We start from the raw sequence: 24,950 nt of genomic DNA, 5'->3' as shown, positions 1-24,950 counted from the left end.
TGTTGCTTTTAATCGTTGCGTGCGGCGCTTCAAGCAGCAACCCGCTCAAGCGTGTCCAGATAGCCGGCGCGTAAAGCATGTGTAATGGCCGCCTGCCGGTTGCAGACATCCAGCTTGGTGCAAGCATTTTTAATATGGAAGTTGGCGGTGCGCTCGGTCAGGCCCAAGATGGCGCCTATTTCGGCGCTGGTTTTACCAATGGCCGCCCATCGCAGGCACTCGACTTCGCGGGGTGTAAGGTGGGGGCCTTGGATGGTTGCAGTGTCGTGGGCCGTGCCTATCATTTTTGTTATCCTTTTTTGTATGCCGCCACCATTGTGGTGGCCTTATCTATTGGTGAATTGAAAGAATTTGTTATTAATGTATCAATTTTGCGAACAATATCAAAGTCAGGGTGGCTAAAAACTGCGTGGCCGAGGTGTTAGAATTTCGATTAACTTAATGTACGGCGCCGATTTGCTTGATCTGCTTGCGGGCGCCTCATAAATCCAGCTAAAGAGGTCCTTCTATGGCCCAATCACCTCATACAGTCACCAATCAGCCCCCCGAAACCGCGATTCCCTCAGGTTCCGTCGGTATTGTTTCCCCCGAATTCATCAGTTTCGACGAGCCGCTGCACCTGGTCAGCGGGCAGGTCTTACCGCGCTACGAGCTGGCCATAGAAACCTACGGCACGCTTAACGCCGACCGTAGTAATGCAGTGCTGGTTTGTCATGCGCTAAATGCCTCGCATCATGTGGCCGGCTTGTCGGCAGACAATGTCAAAGACGTGGGTTGGTGGGACAACATGGTAGGCCCTGGCAAGGCGCTGGATACCGACCGCTTTTTTGTGATCGGTGTCAATAATATCGGGTCTTGTTTTGGTTCGACAGGCCCGGCCAGTATCAACCCCGATACGGGCAAGCCCTGGGGGGCCTCGTTCCCCATGCTTACAGTACAAGACTGGGTACATGCACAAGCCCGTCTGGCTGATTACCTGGGCATTAAAAAGTTTGCCGCCGTCATGGGCGGGTCGTTGGGGGGGATGCAAGCTCTGGGGTGGTCAATGATCTGCCCCGACCGCGTCGGTCATTGCATTGTCATTGCCAGTACGCCGCGCTTATCGGCCCAAAATATTGGCTTCAACGAAGTCGCGCGCCGGGCCATTATTACCGACCCCGACTTTCATGGCGGCGACTATTACGCCCATAACACGGTGCCGCGCCGCGGTCTGTCGCTGGCCCGAATGGTGGGCCATATTACGTATTTGTCAGACGACGACATGGCTACTAAGTTTGGTCGCACACAACGGGCGCCGGCCGAGGGTGGCGATTTCCATTACGGTTACGATGTCGAGTTCGAAGTAGAGTCTTATTTGCGCTACCAGGGCGAAAAGTTCTCAACCTATTTCGACGCCAATACCTATTTGCTGATTACGCGTGCGCTCGATTACTTCGATCCGGCGCGCCGGTACGAGGGTAGTCTGGCCCGGGCGCTGAACCACGTTAAAGCCGGCTTTTTGCTGGTGTCGTTTACGACCGACTGGCGCTTTCCACCCGAGCGTTCCCGCGAGATTGTTGAGGCCCTGCTCGAGAACAAGTTGCCGGTTACCTATGCCGAAATCGACGCGCCGCACGGCCACGACGCCTTCTTGCTCGACGATCGTCGCTACCATGCTGTTGTGCAGGGCTATTACGACCAGATTGCCCGCGAACTGGGTTTGCCCGAGCGCACTAAAACGACGGGAGTATTGGCATGACGACCCCCACAAAACACGATACTGCGGCCATCCGCCCCGACCTTGTCCGTATTGCAGGCTGGATCGAGCCAGGCAGCCGAGTACTGGATTTAGGTTGCGGCGACGGCACGTTGCTGGCTTATCTGCGCGATCATAAAAAGGTCGATGGCGCAGGGGTTGAGTTTGACGACGAGCGAGTCATTGCTTCAGTTCGGCGCGGGGTCAGGGTCATTCAGCAAAACCTTGAAGACGGTCTTGCCTTGTTTCGCGATCAGCAGTTCGATTCAGTCGTGCTGTCGCAAACCTTGCAGTCCATGCACCATACTGAACACATTTTGCGCGAAATGGCCCGTGTGGCGCGTTTTGGCATTGTGTCGTTTCCCAACTTTGGTTACTGGCCGCACGGGTTATCCATTTTAAAAGGGCGTATGCCGGTCACTGGTCAAATGCCCTACGAGTGGTACAACACGCCCAATATTCATTTGTGCACCATGAAAGATTTCGAAGATCTGGCGCAACAATTGGGGCTTAAAGTGACGCATGTCGCTACCTTTAACCGCGATAAAGAAATCAACTTTTTGCGTGGTTGGCGCAGCACACTGGCGGTGTACCGTTTCGAGTCTCCCAACGCCGCATCCTGAAGGAGGCTGACATATCTTCGTTCAGCAGTGTTTATGCAAGCCCGCGGGTCTATCCTCTGCTGGTCTTGGGCTTTGCCAGTGGCCTGCCCCTGGCGCTGGTTACGGGTACGTTGCAGGCCTGGGCCACCGTATCCGGTGTTTCGCTGCAAAATATTGGCTTTCTCACGCTAGTAGGTACGGCCTACACCCTCAAATTTTTGTGGGCACCGCTGGTTGATCGCTATGCACCCGATTTTCTAGGACGTCGTCGTAGCTGGATGTTTTTCAGCCAGTTGCTGCTGGGCATATTTATTATTGCCATGGGCATGTTGTCGCCCTCGTCGCATTTGGGTTTGTTGGCGGCAGTGGCCGTTATTGTGGCGTTTCTGTCGGCCACACAAGACATCGCTTTCGACGCCTATAGTACCGACGTCTTGCGCGACAACGAGCGCGCCGCAGGTGCCGCCCTGAAAGTATTAGGGTACAGGTTGGCCATGATCGTTTCCGGGGGGCTGGCGCTGGTCCTGGCCGGGTCGTGGCTGGGTTGGCAGTACACCTATGCGCTCATGGGTGTGTTCATGATGTTGTGCGCCTTGGCCACGGTGTTGGCGCCCGAACCCGAAGTCATTGCGGCGGCGCCTCGCACGTTGGGTGTGGCCGTTGTTGCGCCCTTGTCCGAGTTTTTTAGTCGGCGTGGCGCAGTACTGATTTTGTTGCTGATTGTGCTGTACAAGCTGGGCGATGCCTTTGCCGGGGCCTTGTCCACCACTTTTCTTATCCGCGGTGCTGGTTTCAGCACCGAAGAGGTGGGGGCGGTTAATAAAATATTTGGCCTAGTAGCCACCATTATCGGTGCGCTGGCCGGTGGCAGCATTATGGCCCGTATGGGGCTGTATCGCTCGTTATTGCTGTTTGGCATTTTGCAGGCCGTGTCCAATTTTGGGTATTGGGTGTTGGCGGTAACGCCGCCACATCTTTACACCATGGGCATGGTGGTCGCTATCGAAAACGTGTGCGGCGGGCTGGGTACGGCCGCATTCGTGGCCCTGCTTATGGCGCTGTGCAACCAGCAGTTCTCGGCAACCCAGTTTGCATTGTTGTCTGCTTTGTCGGCCGTTGGTCGCACTTATCTGGCGGGGCCATTTACGCCGCCTTTGGTAGAGGCCTTCGGCTGGCCGCAGTTTTTTGTATTTACGGTATTGATAGCCTTGCCAGGTTTGGCGCTGCTTTGGTTCAAGCGCGATGAAATCAGGCAGCTTGACAGCACCGACCGACATTAAAAGATTCCGCTTATGCTCCGTGTTATTTCTGCCAACCTTAACGGTATCCGCTCGGCGGCAAATAAAGGTTTTTTTACCTGGTTGCCCGAGCAAAACGCCGACTTTATCTGCCTGCAAGAATTAAAAGCCCAGGCCGATAATCTGACCGACGAAATGCGCAGTCCGTCGGGCTACATGGGCTATTTTCATTACGCCGAGAAAAAAGGCTACAGCGGTGTGGGTATTTACGCCCGTAAGGTGCCCGATCAGGTTATTGAAGGCCTGGGCGTACCTGAAATCGACGCTGAAGGCCGCTATATCGAGCTGGTTTACGACGGGTTTTCGGTTATCTCTGTTTACTTGCCTTCGGGCTCAAGCGGAGACCACCGTCAGGCGGCAAAGTACAGTTTTATGGATGTCTTTTACGGCCATTTGCAGCAGTTGGCGCAAGCCGGCCGCAGGGTTATCTTGTGTGGCGACTGGAACATCGCCCATAAAGAAATCGACCTGAAAAACTGGAAAGGCAATCTGAAGAACAGTGGTTTTTTGCCAGAAGAGCGCGCCTGGTTGACCCGTGTGTTTGATGAGCTTTCGTGGGTGGATGTGTATCGTCGGTTATATCCAGAGGCCACCGGTGACGCCTACACATGGTGGAGCAATCGGGGTCAGGCACGGGCCAATAATGTCGGGTGGCGTATCGATTATCAAATTGCCACGCCCGATATTGCGGCGACCGCAACGCAGGCGTCCATTTATAAAGAACAGTGGTTCAGCGACCATGCGCCGCTGATCATTGATTACGATACCCAGGTGTAATCCTCGGGTTGTTTGGCTAAAGGAAGCGTGATGCAAGGGATCAAACGCAAGGTGGTGTATGTGTCGTTATACGAGGCTATCGCTATTGCACTGACCACGACAGTGTTTTATTTGCTGGGCTACAGCATGACAGACGCGGGTATCGCCTCTGTCGTGGCGTCAGTTATCGCTGTGCTCTGGAATTTGGTCTGGAATACCGGCTTCGAGTTCTGGGAGTCACGCCAAATTCGCAAAGGGCGCAGCATTGCGCGGCGCATTGCCCACGCCATCGGCTTTGAGGGCGGGTTAGTGGTGTTTCTGGTGCCGTTTTTTGCCTGGTGGTTGCAGGTGTCGTGGTGGGAGGCCTTGGTGCTGGACGCCGGTCTGATCGTTTTCTTTCTGGTGTACACCTTTGTATTCAGTTGGGTGTTCGACCGCGTCTTTGGCTTGCCCGCATCGGCTATGCCCCAGCCGGTTGCGCAGGGTCAGTCAGCGCAGTAAGCCCGCTTGCGCTGCGCCGCTTCCGGGGCTGGAGCGGCCTATTTGTTTCGGGGGCTTGTTGGTCAACGGTTAAAGGCGTTTTAATGGGCATCTGACTTTCCGGTTGGTACACACCTGTCCCAGGAGCCCTGATATGCCCATTTTGCGCCGAAATTTTTTGGTAACCGTCGGGCTTTCCGCCGCCTTGGCAGTGCCGTTCAGCGCACGTAGTGCGTCACCGCATATCAATGTGGGGCTATTTCCCGGTCTCGACCAGGTCGCGCTTGCCCCCAATGGTATGACGCAGGCGTTGGCCGAATTGCCGGCCATTGTGCAGAATATTATCGACCGTAGCCAGGTGCCGGGCGTAGCCGTAGCGGTGGTCCACAATGGCGACACCGTGTTTGCACAGGGTTTTGGTGTACGTCAGTTGGGTAAGCCAGAGCCCGTTACCCCCGAGACGGTCTTTCTTATAGCGTCTTTGTCAAAGTCGTTGACCGGCGCGTTGATTGCCACACAAGTCAGTGCGGGCAAAGTGCAGTGGCACGATCCGGTTGTCAAGTATTTGCCGGGCTTCAGGCTGGCCAACACTTACGTTAGTCAAACAGCAACTATCGGCGACTTCATGGCCCATCGTTCTGGTTTGCCTAGTGCGGCCGGAGACGATCTCGAAGACCTTGGCTACTCGCGCGAGCAAATTCTTTCGCGTCTGCACTTGTTGCCGCTCGACGACTTTCGCACTTCTTACCACTACGCCAACTTTGGCACGACGACTGCCGCCGAGGCCGTTGCAACGGCGGTGGGCAAGCCATGGGAGTCGTTGATTCAGGCGGCTTTGTTTGACCCGCTGGACATGGCTTCAAGCAGTGCACGTCATCAAGACTTTATGAGGCGCCAGAATCGGGCGGCGCAACATGCGTTTGAGGATGGTCGGTTTCAGGCGCTTTACGATCGTAATGCCGATGCGCAGTCGCCGGCTGGGGGCGTGTCGTCCAACGTGCTCGATATGGCGAACTGGATGAAATTCATGCTGGCATCGGGTCGGTACAAGGGTCGGCAATTGGCCACCGCCGAAGCGCTTTTACAGGCGACCCAACCCCAGGCGTTCAGTGGGCCGATGGCCACAGCTGAGTCCCGCCCGGGTTTTTATGGTTATGGCTTCAACGTGGGTATCGAACCGAACGGCCGTGTGCTGGTCAGTCATTCGGGGGCGTTCTTGCTGGGCACGGGTACGCACTATCGTCTGCTGCCCTCGGCCAATGTTGGTATTGTGGTGCTCACCAACGGTAGTCCGGTGGGGGTCGCCGAAAGCATTGCCGCCGAATTTACCGATCGCGTTCAGTACGGCAAGCCTTTGCGTGACTGGTTTAGTGCTTATCAACCCTTGTTTCAGGGCTTGCTCGAGCCGGTTGGTGATCTGGTGGGCCAGCTACCCCCGGCAACGGTTCGGCCGGCGGGCGACCCGACCGGGTATGTGGGCACTTATCACAACGAGTATTACGGCCCGGCTACCATTACAGCGCGGGGGCCGTCGTTGTATCTGGCCTTGGGCCCCGGGGGGCTCAATGCAGAGCTCAAGCCTTGGGATGGCGACACCTTCGCTATTGCGCCAGTGTCCGAGAATGAAGCCAAGGGGTCGCTGTCGTCAGTTCAGTTTGAGCGAATGCCGGGCAGTAAAGTCGCCCAAGGCTTTGTCGTTGAGTATCTAAACGGGAATGGGCTGGGCCAGTGGCAGCGCACAAGCGCCGCCCACTAGCCGAACCGGAAACTGGATGCGGTAATGTTTGCGAATGCGGTGACCTCGTGGTGTACACAGGTCGCGGCTTCGTTTTCGGCTGCGCCTACTGCGACCATCAGGGGAAGCAGGTGGTCTTCGCGTGGGTGCGCGCGTCGCGCTGCGGGTGCCGATTCCCACTGTTTAAGGGCATTGCTGCGCTCTGCCACCGGGCCTTCGACCACGACCTGCTGCAGCCAGGCATCGAATTGAGCCGAGGGTTCAGACCCAATCGTGCGGATTTCACGCAGATTGTGATAGCTCAGACCACTACCAATGATCAAAATGTCTTCGTTACGCAGCGGGGCAAGGGCACGCCCTAACGCCAGGTGTAGCTCTGGGTCGAAATGCGTTTCTAGGGAGACCTGTACCACCGGGATATCGGCGTCTGGATACATGATTGCCAAAGGTACAAAAGTACCGTGGTCAAAACCGCGCTCAGAATCGATGGCGCAGGGCAGGCCGGCGCGGTCGAGTAGCGTGGCGATCTGCTTGACGAGTTCTGGCGAGCCCGGTGCAGGGTACTGTACTTCGTAGGTGTGTGGCGGGAAGTTGTAATAGTCGTAATACATGGGCGGCTTCGGATTGCCCATAATTAAGAAGCCGCCGTCGGCTTCCCAGTGCGCTGAGACCATGACAATGGCTTTGGGTTTGCGCGGCAACTGGTTCGGGATGTCTTGTAGTGCAGCTGTCAGAATAGCGTAGCGTTCTGCAGCTTCAGGCATCCAAGGCCAGGGGCCGCCGCCGTGCGAAATATAGTAAACAGGCATTGTCATGGTGGTTCTCGTGCAGTTTGGGGTGGGCCCCGCCGTGTCAGGCTGTCTTTCTTAAGCCGTCGACACTCCAGGCGCCTGGCCCGGCAAAAATAATATAAAAGAAAACAAAGCAGAACAGCGTGGCTGCTTCGCCACCGTTAAGTATAGGCAATAGCAAGTCGCCCTTGGGTGCGACGTGGCCGATGAAGTAAGCCGCTGCGGCAAAGCCCGAGGCAATGAATGCGGAAAATCGCGTAAACAGGCCGATAAACAGCAAAATGCCAAATACAATTTCAATAATGCCGGCCAGGCCGTAAATTGAAAAAAGCTGCAGGTTATCGAACATGGCGATATGGGGTATGCCCAACAGCTTGGCCGAGCCGTGCCAGAACAGCAGGTAGCCGCTGACGATACGTAAGATGCCCAGAACGCGGGGCGCCCAGAGTGTGCAGGTGTTATCCATGGTTTTCCTTTATAAGAAAAAGAGCAACTGCGAACAGCAAACCGTGAAGCAAAGAGAAAAAATTATTCTGCTACCTGTGATGCTGGCCTGTTCAGCGTCGAATCACGTGCCCAGTTTATAAGAAGGCAAAGGGTTCGTGGCGCAAGGTAGGCCACTTATGCACGATAATGTTTCTTTTCCCGTTTATTTTCCAGGTCCATCATGTCTGTAAACACCACACGTACCGACTTTGTGCGGTTCTCGCTCGAGCAAGGCGTTTTGCGTTTTGGCGAGTTCAAGGTCAAGTCCGGCCGACTCAGCCCTTATTTTTTTAATGCCGGCTTGTTCAACTCCGGCTTGTCGGTAGGGCGTCTGGCGCAGTTTTATGCACAGGCGCTGGTCGACTCGGGCATTGAATTCGACATGTTGTTCGGGCCGGCTTATAAGGGCATCCCGTTGGCTACCGCCACGTCGGTGGCATTGGCTCAGCATCCGACCATGCAAGGGCGCGATATCCCGTTTGCGTTTAACCGTAAAGAAGCCAAAGATCACGGTGAGGGTGGTGTATTGGTGGGCGCGCCGCTAAAGGGTAAGGTTGTCATTATCGACGACGTGATCACGGCCGGTACGTCGGTGGGCGAGTCGGTGCAAATTATTAAGGCGGCAGGCGCCGAACCGGCAGCAGTGCTTATTGCGCTCGATCGCATGGAGCGGGCGGGGCCTGACGATGCCTTGTCACCGCATTCGGCCGTGCAAGAGGTCTCGAACCGTTACGGCATGCCGGTGGTCAGTATTGCATCACTCGCCGATATCATGGCGCTTATCGAGCACAGCACTGAGCTTGCGGTACACCGCGACGCTGTCGCGGCCTACCGCAAGAAATACGGCGTTTAACCCAGCTTTTCTTTCAGCAGGTCATTGACCTGCTGCGGGTTGGCCTTGCCTTTGGCGGCCTTCATGATCTGGCCAACCAGCGAATTGAAGGCTTTTTGTTTGCCCGCCCGGTATTCTTCGACGATGGCGGGATGGGCAGCCAGAACGTCGTCGACCATTTTGCTGATGGCGCCGGTATCGCTGATTTGCTTCAGGCCTTTAGCTTCGATGATGGCATCGGCATTGCCGTTGTGCTCGCCGGCCCACATTGCGGTAAACACATCACGAGCAATTTTGTTAGACACCGTGCCATCGATGATGCGTTTGATCAGGCCGGCCAGGGCATCGGCTGAAACAGGAATGGCTTCAATCCCGATTTCGTCGCGATTCAGTGCTGCCGAAACTTCGCCCAGGACCCAGTTGGCGGCCAGCTTGGCCTGGCCTTCTGGCAGTTGTTTTGCTGTGGCTTCGAAGTAGTCTGCAAAGGCGCGGTCCAGCGTTAGCTGTGCTGCGTCGTAGCCGGTCAGGCCCAGGTCAGACTCGAATCGTTTGCGCTTGGCACTCGGCAGCTCGGGCATACCGGCCTTGACGCGCTCAACCCATTCGGGCGCAATAACCAGCGGTGGCAAGTCGGGATCGGGGAAGTAACGATAGTCGTCAGAGTCTTCCTTGCTTCGCATGCTGCGGGTTTCGTCTTTGTCGGCATCGTACAGGCGGGTTTCCTGGCGCACTTTGCCGCCGTCTTCGATCAGCTCGATCTGGCGTTGGGCCTCGTACACGATGGCGCGCTCAAGGAAGCGGAACGAGTTCAGGTTTTTGATTTCGCAGCGCGTGCCGAACTCGGCTTGCCCCTTCGGGCGCACCGAAACGTTGGCGTCGCAGCGGAAAGAGCCTTCTTGCATATTGCCGTCGCAAATGCCCAACCAAACGACCAGGCTATGCAGTGTGCGGGCATAGGCGACAGCCTCGGCCGCCGAACGCATCTCGGGTTCGGATACGATTTCGAGCAATGGCGTACCGGCGCGATTCAGGTCAATGCCGGTAGATGATTCGCCGTGCGGGCCGGTAAAGTTTTCGTGCAACGATTTACCCGCGTCTTCTTCGAGGTGGGCACGGGTCAGGCGCACCGTCTTTTCGGTGTCGCCCACAAAGAAGCGGATCTCGCCGCCTTGGACTACCGGAATCTCGAATTGGCTGATTTGGTAGTTTTTGGGCAGGTCGGGATAAAAATAGTTTTTGCGCGCAAAAATTGAGCGCGGCGCCACGTGTGCCCCCACCGCCAGGCCGAATGCAATCGCGCGTTCGACAGCGCCGCAGTTGAGCACCGGCAGGCTGCCGGGTAGCGCCATGTCGATCTCGTTGGCCTGGGTGTTGGGCAACGCCCCGTATTTGGTGCTGCTGCTTGAAAATATCTTGGAGGCCGTCGATAGCTGGGCGTGTGTTTCAAGCCCGATGACAATTTCCCATTCCATTATTTTTGTTCCGGTTTACGTTGGTGCCAGTCGGTGACCTGTTGGAAGCGGTCGGCAATGGCCAGAATCTGGCCTTCGCGGAAGTAGTTGCCAATGATTTGTAAGCCGACGGGCAGTTTGCCTTCGGTACCGCCAAACCCGCAAGGGATAGACATTGCCGGTAACCCCGCCAAGCTGACGCCCAGGGTGTAGATATCGGCCAGCCAGTCGGCGGTCGGGTCGTCGCGGTTGTCGCCAATACGTTTGGCGACCGTCGGCGTGACGGGCCCCATGATGACGTCGCACTGGTTGGCAAAGGCTTGCTGGAAGTCGTTGGCAATCATGCGGCGCACCCGTTGAGCCTGCAGATAGTAGGCGTCGTAGTAGCCATGGCACAGTACATAAGTGCCCACCATGATGCGTCGAATCACTTCAGGGCCGAACCCTTCAGCGCGACTGCGGCTGGTCATGTCGGCCAGGTCACCGTATTGGCTGGTGCGATGGCCGTAACGGACACCATCGTAGCGCGACAGGTTGCTGGATGCCTCGGCCGGTGCAATGACGTAATACGCCGGAATGGACAGTTTGGTGCGTGGCAACGAGATGTTGACGCGTGTGGCGCCCAATGCTTCGTATTGTTGTAGTGCGGCCTCGATAGCTGCCGCGACGTCTGCGCTTAGGCCATCACCGAAAAATTCGTCGGGCACGCCAATGCGCAAGCCTTGCAGGGGCTTGGCGTCGTTGGCGTCGAACTGAGCGGCGTGCTGTGTAAATTCGTTGCGCATACGGCCGGGCGCATTGGCGATACCATCGCAATACTCAAGGCTGGTCGAGTCGCGTTCGTCGAAGCCGCTCATGGTGTCGAGTAGCTCGAGGAGGTCTTTAGCGTGGCGTGCCACTGGTCCGGCCTGGTCGAGGCTGGACCCGAAGGCAATCATGCCAAAGCGCGACACCGTACCGTAGGTGGGCTTGATGCCGCTGACGCCGCAAAGGGCGGCCGGTTGGCGCACTGAGCCGCCGGTATCGGTGCCGGTAGTTGCAGGCACAATACCTGCGGCAACGGCGGCAGCCGATCCGCCCGACGAGCCACCGGGCACGTGTCGGGTGTCCCACGGGTTGCGCGTGGGGCCAAATGCCGAGTTTTCGTTGCCCGAACCCATGGCGAATTCGTCGCAATTGAGTTTACCCACCGATACGGCGCCTGCCAGCGCCAGTTTGCTAACGACCGTGGCGTCGAATGGACTGGTGTAGTTGGCCAGCATTTTGCTTGCTGCCGTTGTGCGCCAGCCTTGCGTGACAAATACATCTTTGTGCGCGATGGGGACGCCAGTCAGTGGATGAGCTCGCCCTTCGGCCAGCATCTGGTCGGCGGCGCGCGCCTGAGCCAAGGTGAGTTCAGGGTCGACGTGCAAAAAGGCATTCAGCCCTGTCTGGGCTTGGGCAGCCTGGAGCGCAGCGTTGGCAAGCTCGGCCGCGCTGACTTTGCGCGCTGTTAAGGCCTGACGCAAGGCTTCGATGCTGTCGAATTCTTGAAGTGTGGACATGGGTAACATTTAGTAAGAGTTTATTCGATGACCGTGGGCACCAGGAACAGGCCTTCGGTGTTTGCCGGGGCGTTCGACATGAGTGCATCGCGACCCTCCGCCGAATGCGCGGGGGCGGGGATGTCTTCGCGCAGCCGAAGGGCAATGTCTTGGTGAGCAGAAAGCGGATGCGCCATAGGTTCGATACCCGAGGTGTCGACGGCTTGCAGTTGTTCGATCAGGCCCAAAATGCCATTGAGTTCGGTTTGCATGGTTTGGCTGTCTGGTTCTGACAGTGCAATGCGCGCAAGACGCGCGACGCGGGTAACGTCGTCTTGGGTAATGGCCATGGAAATTGTCCGGTAGAGGGATCGGTTACTAAAAATTAATGGGCCAATAATCTGGCCCTATCTAAAATGAATTATAAGTTATCATTTACGGCTAATTCTGTTAATTGGGCCCGTGGGGCGCGTGCTAAGCTTCAAAACCGCGATGGCTGATTAATTCGCTTTAATAAACTATCTACGACTAAGCGCACATGTTCGGATTTCTCCGCAGTTATTTCTCCAGCGATATGGCCATCGACCTTGGTACGGCCAACACGTTAATTTACGTTCGCGGCAAGGGCATTGTGCTCGACGAACCCTCGGTCGTCGCCATCCGCCACGACGGCAGCCCAAATGGTAAAAAAATCATCCAGGCAGTCGGTCGCGAGGCCAAGCAAATGCTGGGTCGGGTGCCGGGCAACATCGAGGCCATTCGGCCCATGAAAGACGGCGTGATTGCCGACTTTACCGTGACCGAACAAATGCTCAAGCAGTTTATTCGTATGGTGCATCCGGGCAGCATGTTTGCGCCTAGCCCCCGAATCATTGTTTGCGTACCTTGCGGTTCCACCCAGGTCGAGCGTCGCGCCATTCGCGAGTCGGCCCTTGGTGCGGGCGCCAGTCAGGTTTACCTCATCGAAGAGCCCATGGCCGCTGCCATTGGTGCCGGGTTAGGCGTGTCCGACGCCAGCGGCTCCATGGTTGTCGACATCGGTGGCGGTACCACCGAAGTTGCGGTGATCTCCCTGGGCGGCATGGTGTACAAGGGCTCGGTACGTGTAGGCGGCGACAAATTCGACGAAGCTATCATCAACTACATCCGTCGCAACTACGGCATGCTCATTGGCGAGCCCACCGCCGAATACATCAAGAAAGAAATTGGTTCTGCGTTTCCGGGTGCCGAAATTCGCGAAATCGAAGTCAAGGGCCGCAATTTGTCAGAGGGCGTGCCGCGAAGCTTTACGGTGTCGTCCAACGAAATTCTCGAGTCCCTTACCGATCCGCTCAACCAGATCGTGTCCGCGGTAAAAACCGCGCTCGAACAGACACCGCCAGAACTGGGCTCTGACATTACCGAAAAGGGTATCGCCCTTACTGGTGGTGGGGCACTTCTGCGCGACCTCGATCGCTTGCTGCAAGAGGAAACCGGTCTGCCCGTTATCGTCGCCGAAGACCCGCTAACCTGCGTGGTTCGTGGCTGCGGTGAGGCGCTCGAGCACCTTGAACGTCTGGGCACGGTGTTCATCTACGATTAACACCGACGGTGCGGCCTTGATCAATGCAGCAAAACGCAACTCTCCGGTTATTCAAGCGCGGGCCAACGCCTGAGTTTCGTCTGCTGGTTGTGGTTTTGCTTAGTTTGGTTTTGTTGTTTGTCGATGCGCGCTGGTCGGTGCTCGATCCCGTCCGACGCGTGGTGTCAGTGGCCATTTATCCTTTTCAAAGGCTGGCTATGGCGCCGCGCGATGTTATTGAGCTTGTCGATAACTGGATGAACGCGGCCACGCTGGCACGTACCGAAAAAGAAGCGCTTCAGCGTCAACGCATTGAGTTGGCCCAACTGTCCAGCCACGCGGCACAGTTGGCCACCGAAAATTTGCAGTTGCGTCGTTTGCTTAGTGTGACCGAACTGGGCCAGCAGCAGTCGATTGCCGTAGAAGTGCTCTACGAGCCGGCCAACGCGTTTAATCATCATCTTATTTTTAATAAAGGCACGACCAGCGGTATAGCGCCGGGTATGCCTGTTATCGATGAGGGCGGTGTGGTCGGTCAGGTCATTCGGGTTACGCCGTTTACTTCCGAAGCTGCGCTGCTCACCGACGATAAGGTGTCGGTGCCCGTTCAGGTCGTGCGTAACGGGCTGCGGCTTATTGCTTTTGGCGGCAACCCCGAAGGTAAGGTTGAAGTCCGTTATTTAACGGCCAATGCCGATATTCAGCCGGGCGATACGCTGGTGACCAGCGGTATTGGCGGGCTTTTCCCGGCAGGTCTGGCGGTAGGTCGCGTCGACGAAGTCAGACATGATACGGTCAGCGGTTTTGCCGTCGCGCTTGTTACACCGTCGTCGCACCCTGAGCGTTATCGGCATTTTCTTGTTTTAAGCACCGAGGCAGCCCGTGCTGCGGCCAATGCCGAGGGTGACAATGCGCCCTAGCAATACAACGCCTCGTTCGTTAAGCTCTCTGCAGCCACTCGATACCCGTTCGTTCGGGGGGCCAGCCAGTATATGGCTGGTGTGGACCTCAATTCTGCTGGTCTGGGTCGTTTCGCTGTTGTCATGGCGCCTGTGGCTGCCCGCGCCCGACTTACTTCTGCTGGTTATTGCATTCTGGTGTCTCTACGAACCACGGCGTGTTGGTCTGTTTACCGCATTCGTATTTGGCCTGCTCATGGACGTCCATGATGCTGGCCCATTGGGCGGGCAGGCACTGGTGTATGGTTTGGTTGCATACGGAACCGTGGTGTTAAGCCGCCGGTTGGCCCGTTTTAATGCGGTTGTGCAGGCCTTGCATTTGTTACCTGTTTTTGTGGTGTCCGAGGCGGTATACGCCTTGATCAGCGCCTGGCTGGCGGGGCAGTGGGTAGGTTGGTCATGGTTCTGGTCGGCCCTGTTTACGGTTGCGCTTTGGCCCATTGCCTACATTTTGCTGCACTACCTGCCCAATCGATTGCACGATGAAGTCGAGTCGGGGACGGCCTGAGGCCGTCTTTGCACGCATCACATGTTTGAATTCAAAATAACCTCGCAAGCCCAAAAACGCCGTTTATTGCTGCGTCTTTGTGTCGCTGCCGCGCTGGTGCTGGTGTGTTTCGGCTTGTTGGTCGCGCGCCTGTGGCATTTGCAGGTCGAACGCTACGAAGGGTTGGCTGCCCGTGCCGATGCAAACCGTATCGCAGTCGTACCTATTCCGCCACGTCGTGGCGAAATTCTCGACCGAAACGGTGTCGTGCTGGCGCGCAATTACCGCGATTACACACTTGTAGTAACGCCGGCCCAGGTTAAAGACCTTGATCAGTTGCTCGATAACCTGTCTGCGTTGGTGTATATCAGCCCCTCGCAGCGTAAAAGATTTTTCCAGCTAGTGCAGCAAAGCAGTCGGTACGCGCAAGTTCCAGTACGCAATAATCTGAACGAAACCGAGGCCGCGTGGTTTGCTGCACACGCCTACAAGTTTGATGGTGTTGAATTAAGCGCGCGTTGGGTGCGGGAGTACCCGCATGGGCAAACTGCCGCCCATGTCTTAGGTTACGTAGGGCGTATTTCTGAAGCCGATCTCGAACACCTAGAAGAGACCGACCAACTGGGTAATTATCGCGGCACGCAGAACATTGGCAAGAAGGGGATAGAAAAAACCTGGGAATCGGTGTTGCATGGCCGGACGGGGCTTGAAGAAGTCGAGGTGACGGCGACAGGCCGCCCCGTGCGCACCTTACATCGTGATGATCCGGTTCCGGGGGCCGATCTGGTGTTGTCGCTCGACATTGGTTTGCAGCAGCTGATTGAAGAAGAGTACAAGGGCAAACGCGGCGCCTTTGTGGCTATCGAGCCCCAGACGGGCGAGGTTCTGGCTTTTGTGTCGGCGCCTTCGTTTGATCCCAATCTGTTCATCGACGGCATTGATGTCGATAACTGGCGTGAACTCAACGAATCACCCGACCACCCACTCATCAATCGCCCGCTCTACAGTACTTACCCCATTGGCTCGACTTACAAACCTTTCGTCGCACTGGCTGCACTCGAGATGGGCCTGCGTACGCCAACGCAACGCATTTCAGACCCGGGTTATTTCGAATTTGGTGGTCAGCGCTTTCGCAATGCGGGGTCTGTGGCCTATGGGCCGACTGATATTCATCGCGCATTGGTGGTCTCTTCCGATACGTACTTTTATTCACTGGGCCCCGAAATGGGTGTTAATGCCTTACACGATTTCAGTCGGCAATTCGGCTTTGGTCAGATGACGGGTATAGACCTTGATGGCGAGAAAAAGGGCATCTTGCCGTCGACCGATTGGAAACGGCAGGCATTTCGCAAACCCGAGCAACAGCGCTGGTATGCGGGCGAGACGGTATCTGTAGCGGTCGGGCAAGGGTACAACTCGTTTACCTTGTTGCAACTGGCGCAGGCAACAGCTGTGCTGGCCAATGGCGGGGTTTACATGAAGCCTCACCTGGTCAATCTTGTTCGTAATGCGCAGACAGGGTTGCTTGAAAAAACCGTAACAGAACCATCGCATAAAGTGCCGCTTAAACCCGAAAATCTGGCGGTTATTACTAAGGCGCTGGCGGGCGTAGTCAACGAAGGCACGGCTCGTCGCGCGTTTGCCGGGGCGCCCTATCAGGCGGCCGGGAAGACGGGGACGGCCCAAGTTTACAGTTTGCGCGGTGCCAAGTACAACGCCGAGGCCATTGACGAACGCCTGCGCGACCATGCGTTGTTCATGGCCTATGCGCCGGCCGAAAACCCGAAAATTGCCATCGGGCTCATTGTCGAGAACGGCGGGTGGGGGTCAACCGTGGCCGCACCTATCGCGCGCAAAGCTTTCGATTACTGGTTGCGCGATTACGTCAAGCCCGTATCGCCTGATGAGAATGCACGATCCGATCGTCGCGGTGTAACAGCGGGGGTAGGGCAATGAAACGTCTAGGCAAATGGGTGTTGCGCCTCGTTCTAGCTTTCGACTGGCCCTTGTTGTGCATTTTGGTGCTCATGGGGGTGCTTGGGTTGGTGATCATGCACTCGGCAGTCGGTGGCACCGACTGGCGCTTTGCCGATCAGGCCCGAAATTTTGCCTTGGCTTTTTTTGCCATGTGGGTAGTGGCCTTGACTCCTCCAAGGTTCTTGATGCGTTTGACCCCGTTGCTTTACGTGTTCGGCGTGGTGTTATTACTTGGGGTTGAGTTTTTTGGTGAAACCAGCAAGGGGGCGACTCGCTGGCTTGATCTGGGTATTGTGCGTATTCAGCCTTCCGAAATGCTGAAAATTACTGTGCCCATGATGTTGGCTTGGTATTTTCATCGTAAAGAAGGCAAGTTCGGTTTTCTCGACTTCATCGTGGCCGGCATTTTGCTGGCGATCCCTTTCGTGCTTATCGTCAAGCAACCCGACCTGGGCACGGCGCTGCTGGTGTTAATGTCGGGCTTTTTCGTTATGTACTTTGCAGGCTTGTCATTCAAGCTGCTGGTGCCGGCAGGTATTGCGTTGGTTGTGGGGCTGTCGGCGCTAATTTACTTCGAGCACGATATTTGTCAGCCGGGCCTTGATTGGGTGGTGCTGCACGAATACCAGAAGAATCGGGTATGCACCTTGCTCGACCCCAGCACAGACCCCTTAGGCAAAGGGTTTCATACGATCCAGTCTATGATTGCGATCGGCTCAGGCGGCGTGTACGGGAAAGGCTACATGGAAGGTACTCAGACGCACCTGGATTTCATTCCCGAACGCACCACCGATTTTATCTTTGCTGTTTATGCCGAAGAGTTTGGCCTGTATGGCGGTATTTTGATGCTGGTGCTGTATTTCCTGTTGATTGGACGCGGCTTGTTTATTTCGGCCTGGGCCACAACACAGTTCGGCAGGTTGCTGGCGGGCGCTATGGCCATGATGTTCTTTGTTTATGTGTTTGTGAACATTGGCATGGTAACGGGCATCTTACCCGTTGTAGGTGTGCCGCTGCCCTTCATGAGTTACGGGGGGACGGCCTTGCTGACGCTTGGTGTTGCCAGCGGCTTGTTGATGAGTATCAGCCGACATCGGGCGCAACTGGCGCGCTAATTAAAGACGGTTGTGCCAGCCCTGCAAGTATTTTTTTAACCGGGGCCGGTAAAGCTAGCGCTGGCCAATGTTGCAGGTCGAACCATTGTCTTTGTGGTTCGGGTTCGTTGGCGGTGGTGCTTGTGGTATTTACCTGCCAGGGCGTGATGTCGAGCTTGAAATGCGTAAAGACATGCTGTAACCCACCCATGCGCTGAGGGGCCGCGGCAACGCCACGCTGCACGCAGTACGAGGCAAGTGCAGTCGGGCTGTCAAATTCAGGCAGGCTCCATAAGCCGCCCCAAATCCCCGAGTCTGGCCGCTGTTCTAGTAAAACGGTGTCATTGCTCAGCAAGATCAGCATGTGACACGACCTGACGGGAACCTCGGCCCGCGGCTTTGGTGTCGGTAATTGATTTTGAAGCCCGTGCACGCGGGCGTGGCAGCTTTGCGTAAGCGGGCATTGTTCGCAGGAAGGGTTCCGGCGGGCGCACGGGCCCGAGCCAAGGTCCATAAGGCCTTGCGTGTAGGCTGCGATATCCAGGGTGGCCGGGGCTGCATCAAGAGCATTATGTGCCAGGGCCCACAATGTCTTTTCTATCTTGGCATTGCCCGGATAGCCAGCTATACCAAAATAGCGGGTGAATACGCGTTTAACGTTGCCATCCATGATGGGTGTGCGCACGCCATAGGCAAACGCAGCGATGGCGCCTGCGGTAGAGCGCCCAATGCCCGGCAAGGTAGCGATCACCTCTGGGTCTTCAGGAAAGCTTCCGCCATGGTCCGCTTGCAACGCTTGCGCACATTTATGCAGGTTACGCGCGCGCGCGTAATAACCCAGCCCCGCCCAGTAGGGCATGACCTGCGCCTGATCGGCTTGGGCGAGATCCTGCAACGTCGGAAATCGTTCAAGAAAACGCTGGTAATAGTCAATAACCGTTGACACCTGGGTTTGTTGCAGCATGATTTCGGACAGCCAGATGCGGTAGGCGTCGCGCGTTTGCTGCCAGGGTAGGTGATGGCGCCCATGCTGCTTTTGCCACTGGATGATAGTGGTGACGAATGCCGACAAATTTTGCGCGGGGTACGGCTGAGTGCAAGACGACATTTAGAACCGGGTGTTTCGGGTCACAGACCAGCGCGCCGACAATGCAGCTAAAACGGCGACACCGACGATAGAACCCGATAGCCAGAGACCATCGGGGAGTTGAAGTCGGATCTGAGTGCCGTAACTGTTGGCCAGGTTGGCGATGGCCTGATTAAGTGGGTGCAGCGCGAGCGAGGCAATGCCAATGGCGCAAACGCCGGCCAGGGCCCCCGTAAGTGCACCCAAATATAAAAAGGGGCGCCGCACGAATGACTCGGTGGCACCCACCAGGCGGGCCACTGCAATTTCTTCGCGCTGGGTAAGCGCCTGCATGCGGACGGTATTAAAGACGGTAGCCAGTACAACCAAGGCGACACCGGCGGCCAGCATGCCTAAGCCAATGCGAACAAAGTCGAGAATGGCCGCCAAGCGCTGTACCCAGTTGGCATCGTGTTGCACGCTGTGTACGCCGGGTAGGGCTTTCCAGGCGGCGGTCAGAGTGGTGGTTTTCGCCGCCAGGTCGTCGGTGTTTTTCAGGGTGACGATAATGGCGTCGGGTAAGGGGTTGCCTGGCAACACGGCCAGTGCGTCTGCCCAGTTCGGATTGCGTTTCAGGGTAGCTAAAGCTTGTTCGCGAGGCACCAGACGTGTGGCTTCGATATGCTCTTTGTAGTCGTCGGCGAGCGTTTTGGCGACGGACTCGGAGGCCCCGCGTTGGGCGTCGGGAGCCATAAACAGGGTGATTTCGGGCGAGATGGACACCTGCTTGACGACGGGCTGCGCCGCGGCCAAAAAGCTTGCGCCCAAGATGGGTAACGCCAGTGTGAGCGCAATAACCAGCAGGTTGGCCACTGAAGAGAATGGATGCAGCCAAAGCCGCCTGATGGCGACAGCCAACGCGTAACGATGTTGCCTTAACCAGCGCTTCATACCATTACCCCTTTGAAGTCAGCAAAGCGGCCAGCGGTAATTTGCAGGGTGCGGTTGGCGTAAGTGGCCATCAGGGCCGTATCGTGGGATGCGATCAGGGTGGTGACGCCTACCCGGTTGAAGTCGCGGAAAACGTCCATAATGCGCGTTGCACTGTCGTGGTCGAGATTGGCGGTGGGTTCGTCGGCAATAAGGATGGCGGGGCGGTTGACGATAGCCCGAGCGATGGCCAGGCGTTGTTGTTCGCCGCCCGACATTTCAATGGGGTTCAGGTCTTCTTTGCCAGATAGTCCGACTTTTTCGAGGGCGGCGCGGGCGCGGGCGACCGCTTGAGACTGTTCTAACCCCACGACCGTAAGCGGCAGGAGCACATTGGCCATGACCGAGCGGTCAAACAATAAGTGGGTGTCTTGCAAAATAACGCCAACCGCTCGCCGTAGATAGGGTCTGGCCCGGCTGGGCATTTTGTCGATACGGTGGTTATTGACGGTGATGCTGCCGCGGCTTGGGGGTTCGAGCCCGCCAATGAGCTTGAGCAGGGTAGATTTGCCTGCGCCCGATGGCCCCGAGACGAAAACAAATTCGCCCGCATCAACGCGGAAATTGATGTCGGCAAGGATGTTCCGGCTGCGACCGTAAGACTTGAAAACGTGCTGAAACTCAATCATGGTGAACAGCGATGGGTAACCTGTTGATTAGACCCGTTGGGTAATCCGGGTATTCTAAGTGAATATGATATTGTGCCCATCGGCAATTTCCTAATCGGTGCTGATTTTTAATGGCTGTGTCGTCTTTTCGGTTCAATTCGCTCAAAGGCTTTGTGTCCTGGCATAACGTCCGGTTTCGTGCGTTGGTCTATCAGGTGCTGCTGGTGGCCGGTCTGGCGTTGGCCTGCGCCTATCTGGTTGTCACGACGCTAAATAATCTTGAGGCCCGCAATGTGGCGACGGGGTTCGGTTTTTTGGACCACGAGGCGGGCTTTGCCATTAGCGAGTCTCTGTTGGCCTATCGCCCTGCCGATACCTACGCGCGCGCCATTTGGGTGGGTTTGGCGAATACGCTGAAGGTTGCCGCCATCGGTGCAGTGTTGGCCACGATATTAGGCCTGCTTGTTGGGTTGGCGCGCCTGGCTGTCAACCCGTTGCTGTCGTGGCTGGCACGCACCTACATCGAGGTCATGCGCAATGTGCCGCTGCTGCTGCAGCTGTTCTTCTGGTACGCCCTGATTACCGAGGCGGCGCCCGGCCCGCGTCAGGCAATTGCCGTGCTGCCGGGCATGTTTCTGTCGAACCGGGGGCTGGTATTGCCAAGCTTCGACTTTAACACCCTGAGTTTCAGTGTTCCGGCTTTGCAGGGGTTCAATTTTGTCGGGGGTATTACCGTCAGCCCCGAATTCCTGGCGTTGCTGCTGGGGCTGGTGTTGTATACCTCGGCCTTTGTGGCCGAAATTGTGCGTTCGGGTATACAGGCGGTGGGCAAAGGGCAGTGGGCCGCAGGACGGGCTTTGGGGTTGTCTGAGCGTCAAGTGTTAAGGCAGGTGGTGCTGCCTCAGGCCTTGCGCATTATGGTGCCCCCCATGACCAGCCAGTATCTGAACTTAACCAAAAACAGCTCGCTGGCCGTGGCGATTGGCTATCCGGATATCGTTTCGATTGTTAACACCACTATCAACCAAACGGGACAGGCCATTGAGGGGGTATTGATCATCATGGCCGCCTATCTTAGCGTCAGTGTGTCGATCTCCGTTCTGATGAATATGTACAACCGCCGTCTGGCGCGCGTGGCGGGCCGATGAGCCGGCTGCACCTGCTTGTCGCCACCCCGTTCAATACCTTGCTGACGGTGTTGTGCGCAGGTTTGTTGTTGGCACTCGTGCCTCCCGCGCTCGATTGGCTGTGGTTAAGCGCCAGTTTTAACGCAACCGACGCCCAAGGATGTCGCCAGGCCGGCGGGGCGTGCTGGTCGTTTATTGCACATAAATATCGCCTGATTTTGTTTGGTGTGTATCCATATGACGAGCAATGGCGGCCTTTGCTGGCCAGTGTGTTGCTGGTCGCTTTGGTCGCGTTCAGCTGCGTGCGCGCGTTCTGGCGCAAATGGTTGGCGTTGGTGTGGCTGGTTGTCTTGGTGCTGGTCGGCGTCTTGATGTGGGGTGGAGTGTTCGGCCTGAGCTGGGTCGAGAATCGGTTATGGGGTGGCTTGCCATTAACGCTTGTTTTGGCGGTTTTGGGCGTCGGGCTGGCGTTTCCGTTAGGTGTGTTGCTGGCACTTGGCCGCACTAGCGACATGCCGGCGGTACGCGTATTGTGCATTACCTACATCGAGCTGATTCGAGGCGTGCCGTTGATCAGCTTGTTGTTCATGGCTTCGGTGATGTTGCCCTTGTTTCTGCCTGAAGGCGTCAGTATCGACAAGCTGTTACGCGCGCAACTGGCCATCGTGCTGTTTGTTGCGGCTTATATTGCCGAGACCGTGCGCGGGGGCTTACAGGCGGTGTCACCCGGGCAATACGCTGCGGCCGATTCTCTGGGGATGAGTTATTGGCAAAAAATGAACAACATCATCCTGCCTCAGGCGCTTGGCACCGTTGTCGGGCCGTTGGTAGGCATTTTCATTTCTTTGTTCAAAGATACATCGCTGGTGGTCGTGATTGGTGTTTTCGACCTGACTCAGGCCGCCAAGACTGCGTTGGCCGATGCTCAGTGGCAAGGTTTCAGTACAGAGGCCTACCTGTTTATCGCGGCAATCTATTTTGTGTTCTGTTATGCCATGTCGCGTTATAGCCGGACGCTTGAAAGACGCTGGCAAACCTGAGAATAAAATTGTAACAACGTCATTGCCTGAGCCTTGGTAGTATGAACAACGATCAGGGCGGGTTCGTCCTGTCAAAAAGGAGAACAATATGAACGTGTCTATGCGATTGAATCGTGTGATTGCAGGGGTGGGTATTGCCGCGTTGCTGACGGGCTGCGCTGCGGTAAACGACACCATGGGAGGCATGAGTCAGGGCGGCCGTACGGCGACTGGCGTAGGCGCTGGTGCTGCCGTTGGTGCAGGGCTGGGTGCGATTATCGGCGATAGCAGCAAAGCGGCGCTGATTGGCGCCGGTATCGGTGCGGTAGCTGGCGCTATTGCTGGCTATAACTGGACGGGCATCAAGAACGATGTGCAGCAGTCGGGTGCCACGAGCCTGGGCGTCGACGTCGTCGAAATGCCCGATGGCACGCTCAAGGTGCTTATCCCCAGCCATGTGTCGTTCGACACCGGTAAATATGCACTCAAGCCCGAATTGCTGCCGGTGCTCGACAGCGTTGCCCGTGCACTTACGCAGCACCCTGAATTACGGGCTAAGGCAATTGGCTACACCGATAGCACGGGCACGGCGCAGGTTAACCAAACGTTGTCTGTGAATCGGGCGCGTGCGGTGACCGACTACATCGCCGCACGGGGCATTTCGGGTACGCGTCTGATGTCTGAAGGCCGTGGCCCTAGCAACCCTATTGCCGACAACAGTACGCCTGAAGGCCGTGCTATGAACCGGCGTGTCGAACTTTTCTTGTACGCAGTGCGCTAGCCTGGCGGGTAGCCTTTTTTCAAAAAAACTGCCCCGCGTATTGCGGGGCAGTTTGCTTTTGTACAGGTTAGGAAGGTTTAAAACGGGTAGTGGCGTGGGGTGGTTTGCATAGACACCCAACGCAACTCGGTGAAAGCCTCGATACCTGCTTTACCGCCGAAGCGGCCGATGCCGCTGTCTTTGACGCCACCGAATGGCATTTGGGCTTCGTCATGAACAGTGGGGCCATTAATGTGACAAATGCCCGACTGAATGCGTGCGGCAACTTGCCAGGCACGGGCGATGTCTTTGCCAAACACGGCTGACGACAACCCATATTCGCTGTCGTTGGCCACGCGGATGGCTTCTTCAACGCCATTGACCCGGACGATCCCCTTGACTGGGCCGAAAGACTCTTCGCTGTAGATCTTCATGTCGGGGGTGACATTGTCGATGAGTGTGGCGGGGATGAGTGTATCGGTGGCTTTGCCGCCGCACAGCAGTTTGCCGCCCTTGGCCAGCGCATCGTCAATCATGGCGTTACAACGTTCGACCGTCGACATGTCGACAACCGAGCCCAAGACGACGGGGCCTTTGCGCGGGTCACCCAATGGCAGGTTGCGGGCTTTTTCCGTGAGCTTGGCAACAAATTCGTCGGCGATTTTTTGGTCGACAATAATGCGCTCGGTCGACATGCAAATTTGCCCCGAGTTGGCAAAAGCACCGAAGGCGGCGCCATTGACTGCATCTTCGATGTCGGCGTCGTCGAGGATGACCAGAGGCGCTTTGCCGCCTAGTTCGAGGATGACAGGTTTAAGGTGCTTGGCGCATGCCATTGCAATGATTCGGCCGACACGCGTCGAACCGGTGAAGTTGACACGGCGAACGGCCGGATGCGCGATCATGGCTTCGACGATGGGGCCGGCGTCGGCGGGGGCGTTGGTGACAAAGTTGACGACGCCTTCGGGCAGGCCGGCCTCTTGAAGCGCTTCGATGATGAGCCCGTGCGTGGCGGGGCAAAGCTCAGAGCCCTTCATGACGACGGTGTTACCGCAAGCCAATGGTACGGCAATGGCTCGGGTACCCAAAATGATGGGTGCGTTCCAGGGCGCCATGCCCAACACGACGCCCGCTGGCTGGCGCACGGCCATGGCCAAGTTGCCGGGTACGTCTGACGGGATAACCTCTCCGCTGATCTGGGTGGTGAGCGACGCAGCTTCGATGAGCATGTTGGCGGCTAAATGAACATTGAAACCTGCCCACATGGCTGAGGCGCCAGTTTCTTCGGCGACAGCTTTGATGAAGTCGTCGGTACGGGCCTCGAGGGCCTTTGCTGCCTTGAGCAACAGACCCCGACGCTCGCCGGGGCCCATGGCGGCCCACGCCGGAAACGCGCGCGATGCGGCTTCTACTGCGGCAATGGCATCGTCGACGGTTGCTGCCGGGGCAGTGGTTGCTACGCTGCCATCGAGCGGGTTTTTGCGCTCGAAGGTAGCGCCGTTGCTTGCCGCCTGTTTCTTGCCATTGATTAACAGTGAGATGGTGGTCATAAGGGGACTCCGTAATGGGTGGTATGGGCGCGAAGCGAAGGGCCGCACACCGTGGGGCCGGCT

Annotated in this window: 25 protein-coding genes and 1 riboswitch; of the genes, 15 read left to right on the top strand and 10 right to left on the bottom strand. The window is 56.8% G+C overall.

What is annotated here, in order from left to right; genetic code table 11:
• Window positions 1-29: 29 nt before the first annotated feature.
• The gene (locus PuT2_RS04225; protein WP_093969781.1) at window positions 30-284 is read right to left on the bottom strand and encodes a helix-turn-helix transcriptional regulator; all 255 of its coding nucleotides are present in this window, start codon (window positions 282-284) and stop codon (window positions 30-32) included.
• Window positions 285-438: 154 nt separating this feature from the next.
• Window positions 439-517: riboswitch (SAM riboswitch) on the top strand.
• On the opposite strand from PuT2_RS04225, the gene PuT2_RS04220 reads away from it, so the two are divergent.
• From PuT2_RS04220 to PuT2_RS04195, 6 genes are all read left to right on the top strand, one after another.
• Window positions 509-1,738, top strand: coding sequence for a homoserine O-acetyltransferase (locus tag PuT2_RS04220; RefSeq protein ID WP_093969780.1), 1,230 nt, complete (start codon window positions 509-511; stop codon window positions 1,736-1,738). (Overlaps the previous riboswitch by 9 nt.)
• Window positions 1,735-2,358, top strand: coding sequence for a methionine biosynthesis protein MetW (gene metW, locus PuT2_RS04215; RefSeq protein ID WP_093969779.1), 624 nt, complete (start codon window positions 1,735-1,737; stop codon window positions 2,356-2,358). Before PuT2_RS04220 ends, metW begins: the two co-directional genes overlap by 4 nt.
• 11 nt (window positions 2,359-2,369) lie before the next feature.
• On the top strand, window positions 2,370-3,617 hold the full coding sequence (locus PuT2_RS04210; protein WP_371596405.1) for a muropeptide transporter: 1,248 nt from the start codon (window positions 2,370-2,372) through the stop codon (window positions 3,615-3,617).
• A 12-nt stretch (window positions 3,618-3,629) separates the two neighbouring features.
• Entirely contained in the window at window positions 3,630-4,412 is a 783-nt protein-coding gene (locus PuT2_RS04205) for an exodeoxyribonuclease III (RefSeq protein WP_093969778.1), read from the top strand.
• A 30-nt stretch (window positions 4,413-4,442) separates the two neighbouring features.
• Window positions 4,443-4,892 carry a PACE efflux transporter gene (locus PuT2_RS04200; protein ID WP_093969777.1) on the top strand — a complete coding sequence of 150 codons (450 nt, stop codon included), beginning with the start codon at window positions 4,443-4,445 and terminating at the stop codon, window positions 4,890-4,892.
• 133 nt (window positions 4,893-5,025) lie between these two features.
• Entirely contained in the window at window positions 5,026-6,627 is a 1,602-nt protein-coding gene (locus PuT2_RS04195) for a serine hydrolase (protein ID WP_093969776.1), read from the top strand.
• Here PuT2_RS04195 and PuT2_RS04190 read toward each other — a convergent pair.
• Window positions 6,624-7,421 carry a class III extradiol ring-cleavage dioxygenase gene (locus PuT2_RS04190; RefSeq protein WP_093969775.1) on the bottom strand — a complete coding sequence of 266 codons (798 nt, stop codon included), beginning with the start codon at window positions 7,419-7,421 and terminating at the stop codon, window positions 6,624-6,626. The genes PuT2_RS04195 and PuT2_RS04190 overlap by 4 nt on opposite strands.
• A 37-nt stretch (window positions 7,422-7,458) precedes the next feature.
• A complete protein-coding gene (locus tag PuT2_RS04185; protein ID WP_093969774.1) occupies window positions 7,459-7,863 on the bottom strand; it encodes a DoxX family protein in 405 nt (134 codons plus the stop codon).
• Window positions 7,864-8,064: 201 nt separating this feature from the next.
• Here PuT2_RS04185 and pyrE point away from each other — a divergent pair, with 201 nt between their 5' ends.
• A complete protein-coding gene (pyrE, locus tag PuT2_RS04180) occupies window positions 8,065-8,736 on the top strand; it encodes an orotate phosphoribosyltransferase (RefSeq protein ID WP_093969773.1) in 672 nt (223 codons plus the stop codon).
• On the opposite strand, the gene gatB is transcribed toward pyrE, so the two are convergent.
• From gatB to gatC, 3 genes are read right to left on the bottom strand one after another with little or no spacing between them, the layout of a single operon-like run.
• Window positions 8,733-10,187 carry an Asp-tRNA(Asn)/Glu-tRNA(Gln) amidotransferase subunit GatB gene (gatB, locus tag PuT2_RS04175; RefSeq protein ID WP_093969772.1) on the bottom strand — a complete coding sequence of 485 codons (1,455 nt, stop codon included), beginning with the start codon at window positions 10,185-10,187 and terminating at the stop codon, window positions 8,733-8,735. The two genes, pyrE and gatB, sit on opposite strands and share 4 nt — an antisense overlap.
• On the bottom strand, window positions 10,187-11,710 hold the full coding sequence (gatA, locus tag PuT2_RS04170; protein ID WP_173862508.1) for an Asp-tRNA(Asn)/Glu-tRNA(Gln) amidotransferase subunit GatA: 1,524 nt from the start codon (window positions 11,708-11,710) through the stop codon (window positions 10,187-10,189). Before gatA ends, gatB begins: the two co-directional genes overlap by 1 nt.
• A gap of 20 nt (window positions 11,711-11,730) precedes the next feature.
• Complete coding sequence (gatC, locus tag PuT2_RS04165; RefSeq protein WP_093969770.1) at window positions 11,731-12,039, bottom strand: Asp-tRNA(Asn)/Glu-tRNA(Gln) amidotransferase subunit GatC; 309 nt, start codon at window positions 12,037-12,039, stop codon at window positions 11,731-11,733.
• 188 nt (window positions 12,040-12,227) lie between these two features.
• Between gatC and PuT2_RS04160 the strand changes: the two genes are divergently transcribed.
• From PuT2_RS04160 to rodA, 5 genes are read left to right on the top strand one after another with little or no spacing between them, the layout of a single operon-like run.
• Window positions 12,228-13,271, top strand: a complete 1,044-nt coding sequence (locus PuT2_RS04160; protein WP_093969769.1) for a rod shape-determining protein — start codon at window positions 12,228-12,230, stop codon at window positions 13,269-13,271.
• A 23-nt stretch (window positions 13,272-13,294) separates the two neighbouring features.
• Window positions 13,295-14,170 carry a rod shape-determining protein MreC gene (gene mreC / locus PuT2_RS04155; protein WP_093969768.1) on the top strand — a complete coding sequence of 292 codons (876 nt, stop codon included), beginning with the start codon at window positions 13,295-13,297 and terminating at the stop codon, window positions 14,168-14,170.
• Complete coding sequence (mreD, locus tag PuT2_RS04150; RefSeq protein WP_093969767.1) at window positions 14,160-14,717, top strand: rod shape-determining protein MreD; 558 nt, start codon at window positions 14,160-14,162, stop codon at window positions 14,715-14,717. Before mreC ends, mreD begins: the two co-directional genes overlap by 11 nt.
• Before the next feature lie 21 nt (window positions 14,718-14,738).
• Window positions 14,739-16,652, top strand: a complete 1,914-nt coding sequence (mrdA, locus tag PuT2_RS04145; RefSeq protein ID WP_093969766.1) for a penicillin-binding protein 2 — start codon at window positions 14,739-14,741, stop codon at window positions 16,650-16,652.
• Window positions 16,649-17,788, top strand: coding sequence for a rod shape-determining protein RodA (gene rodA, locus PuT2_RS04140; RefSeq protein ID WP_093969765.1), 1,140 nt, complete (start codon window positions 16,649-16,651; stop codon window positions 17,786-17,788). Before mrdA ends, rodA begins: the two co-directional genes overlap by 4 nt.
• Here the strand turns inward: rodA and mutY are convergent.
• The 3 genes from mutY to PuT2_RS04125 are packed head-to-tail and all read right to left on the bottom strand — an operon-like array spanning window position 17,757 to window position 20,452.
• Window positions 17,757-18,875, bottom strand: coding sequence for an A/G-specific adenine glycosylase (gene mutY, locus PuT2_RS04135; RefSeq protein ID WP_093969764.1), 1,119 nt, complete (start codon window positions 18,873-18,875; stop codon window positions 17,757-17,759). The genes rodA and mutY overlap by 32 nt on opposite strands.
• Window positions 18,876-19,784 carry an ABC transporter permease gene (locus PuT2_RS04130; RefSeq protein WP_093969763.1) on the bottom strand — a complete coding sequence of 303 codons (909 nt, stop codon included), beginning with the start codon at window positions 19,782-19,784 and terminating at the stop codon, window positions 18,876-18,878. It abuts the gene before it with no gap.
• Complete coding sequence (locus PuT2_RS04125; RefSeq protein WP_093969762.1) at window positions 19,781-20,452, bottom strand: cell division ATP-binding protein FtsE; 672 nt, start codon at window positions 20,450-20,452, stop codon at window positions 19,781-19,783. Before PuT2_RS04125 ends, PuT2_RS04130 begins: the two co-directional genes overlap by 4 nt.
• A 110-nt stretch (window positions 20,453-20,562) precedes the next feature.
• Here PuT2_RS04125 and PuT2_RS04120 point away from each other — a divergent pair, with 110 nt between their 5' ends.
• From PuT2_RS04120 to PuT2_RS04110, 3 genes are all read left to right on the top strand, one after another.
• Entirely contained in the window at window positions 20,563-21,579 is a 1,017-nt protein-coding gene (locus tag PuT2_RS04120) for an amino acid ABC transporter permease (protein WP_093969761.1), read from the top strand.
• Window positions 21,576-22,598 (top strand): amino acid ABC transporter permease, encoded by a 1,023-nt coding sequence (locus PuT2_RS04115; RefSeq protein WP_093969760.1) that lies wholly within the window; start codon window positions 21,576-21,578, stop codon window positions 22,596-22,598. Before PuT2_RS04120 ends, PuT2_RS04115 begins: the two co-directional genes overlap by 4 nt.
• Window positions 22,599-22,686: 88 nt before the next feature.
• Window positions 22,687-23,358: an OmpA family protein gene (locus PuT2_RS04110; RefSeq protein ID WP_371596287.1), complete on the top strand. Its 672-nt coding sequence runs from the start codon at window positions 22,687-22,689 to the stop codon at window positions 23,356-23,358.
• 77 nt (window positions 23,359-23,435) lie between these two features.
• Here the strand turns inward: PuT2_RS04110 and PuT2_RS04105 are convergent, their stop codons facing one another.
• A complete protein-coding gene (locus PuT2_RS04105; protein ID WP_093969759.1) occupies window positions 23,436-24,887 on the bottom strand; it encodes an aldehyde dehydrogenase in 1,452 nt (483 codons plus the stop codon).
• Between the last annotated feature and the right edge of the window lie 63 nt (window positions 24,888-24,950).

The sequence above is a fragment of the Pusillimonas sp. T2 genome (assembly GCF_002236805.1).
Lineage (GTDB): Bacteria > Pseudomonadota > Gammaproteobacteria > Burkholderiales > Burkholderiaceae_B > Neopusillimonas.
The sequence above is the reverse complement of the archived record's forward strand: the minus strand, read 5'-3'. Positions and strand labels throughout refer to the sequence as shown.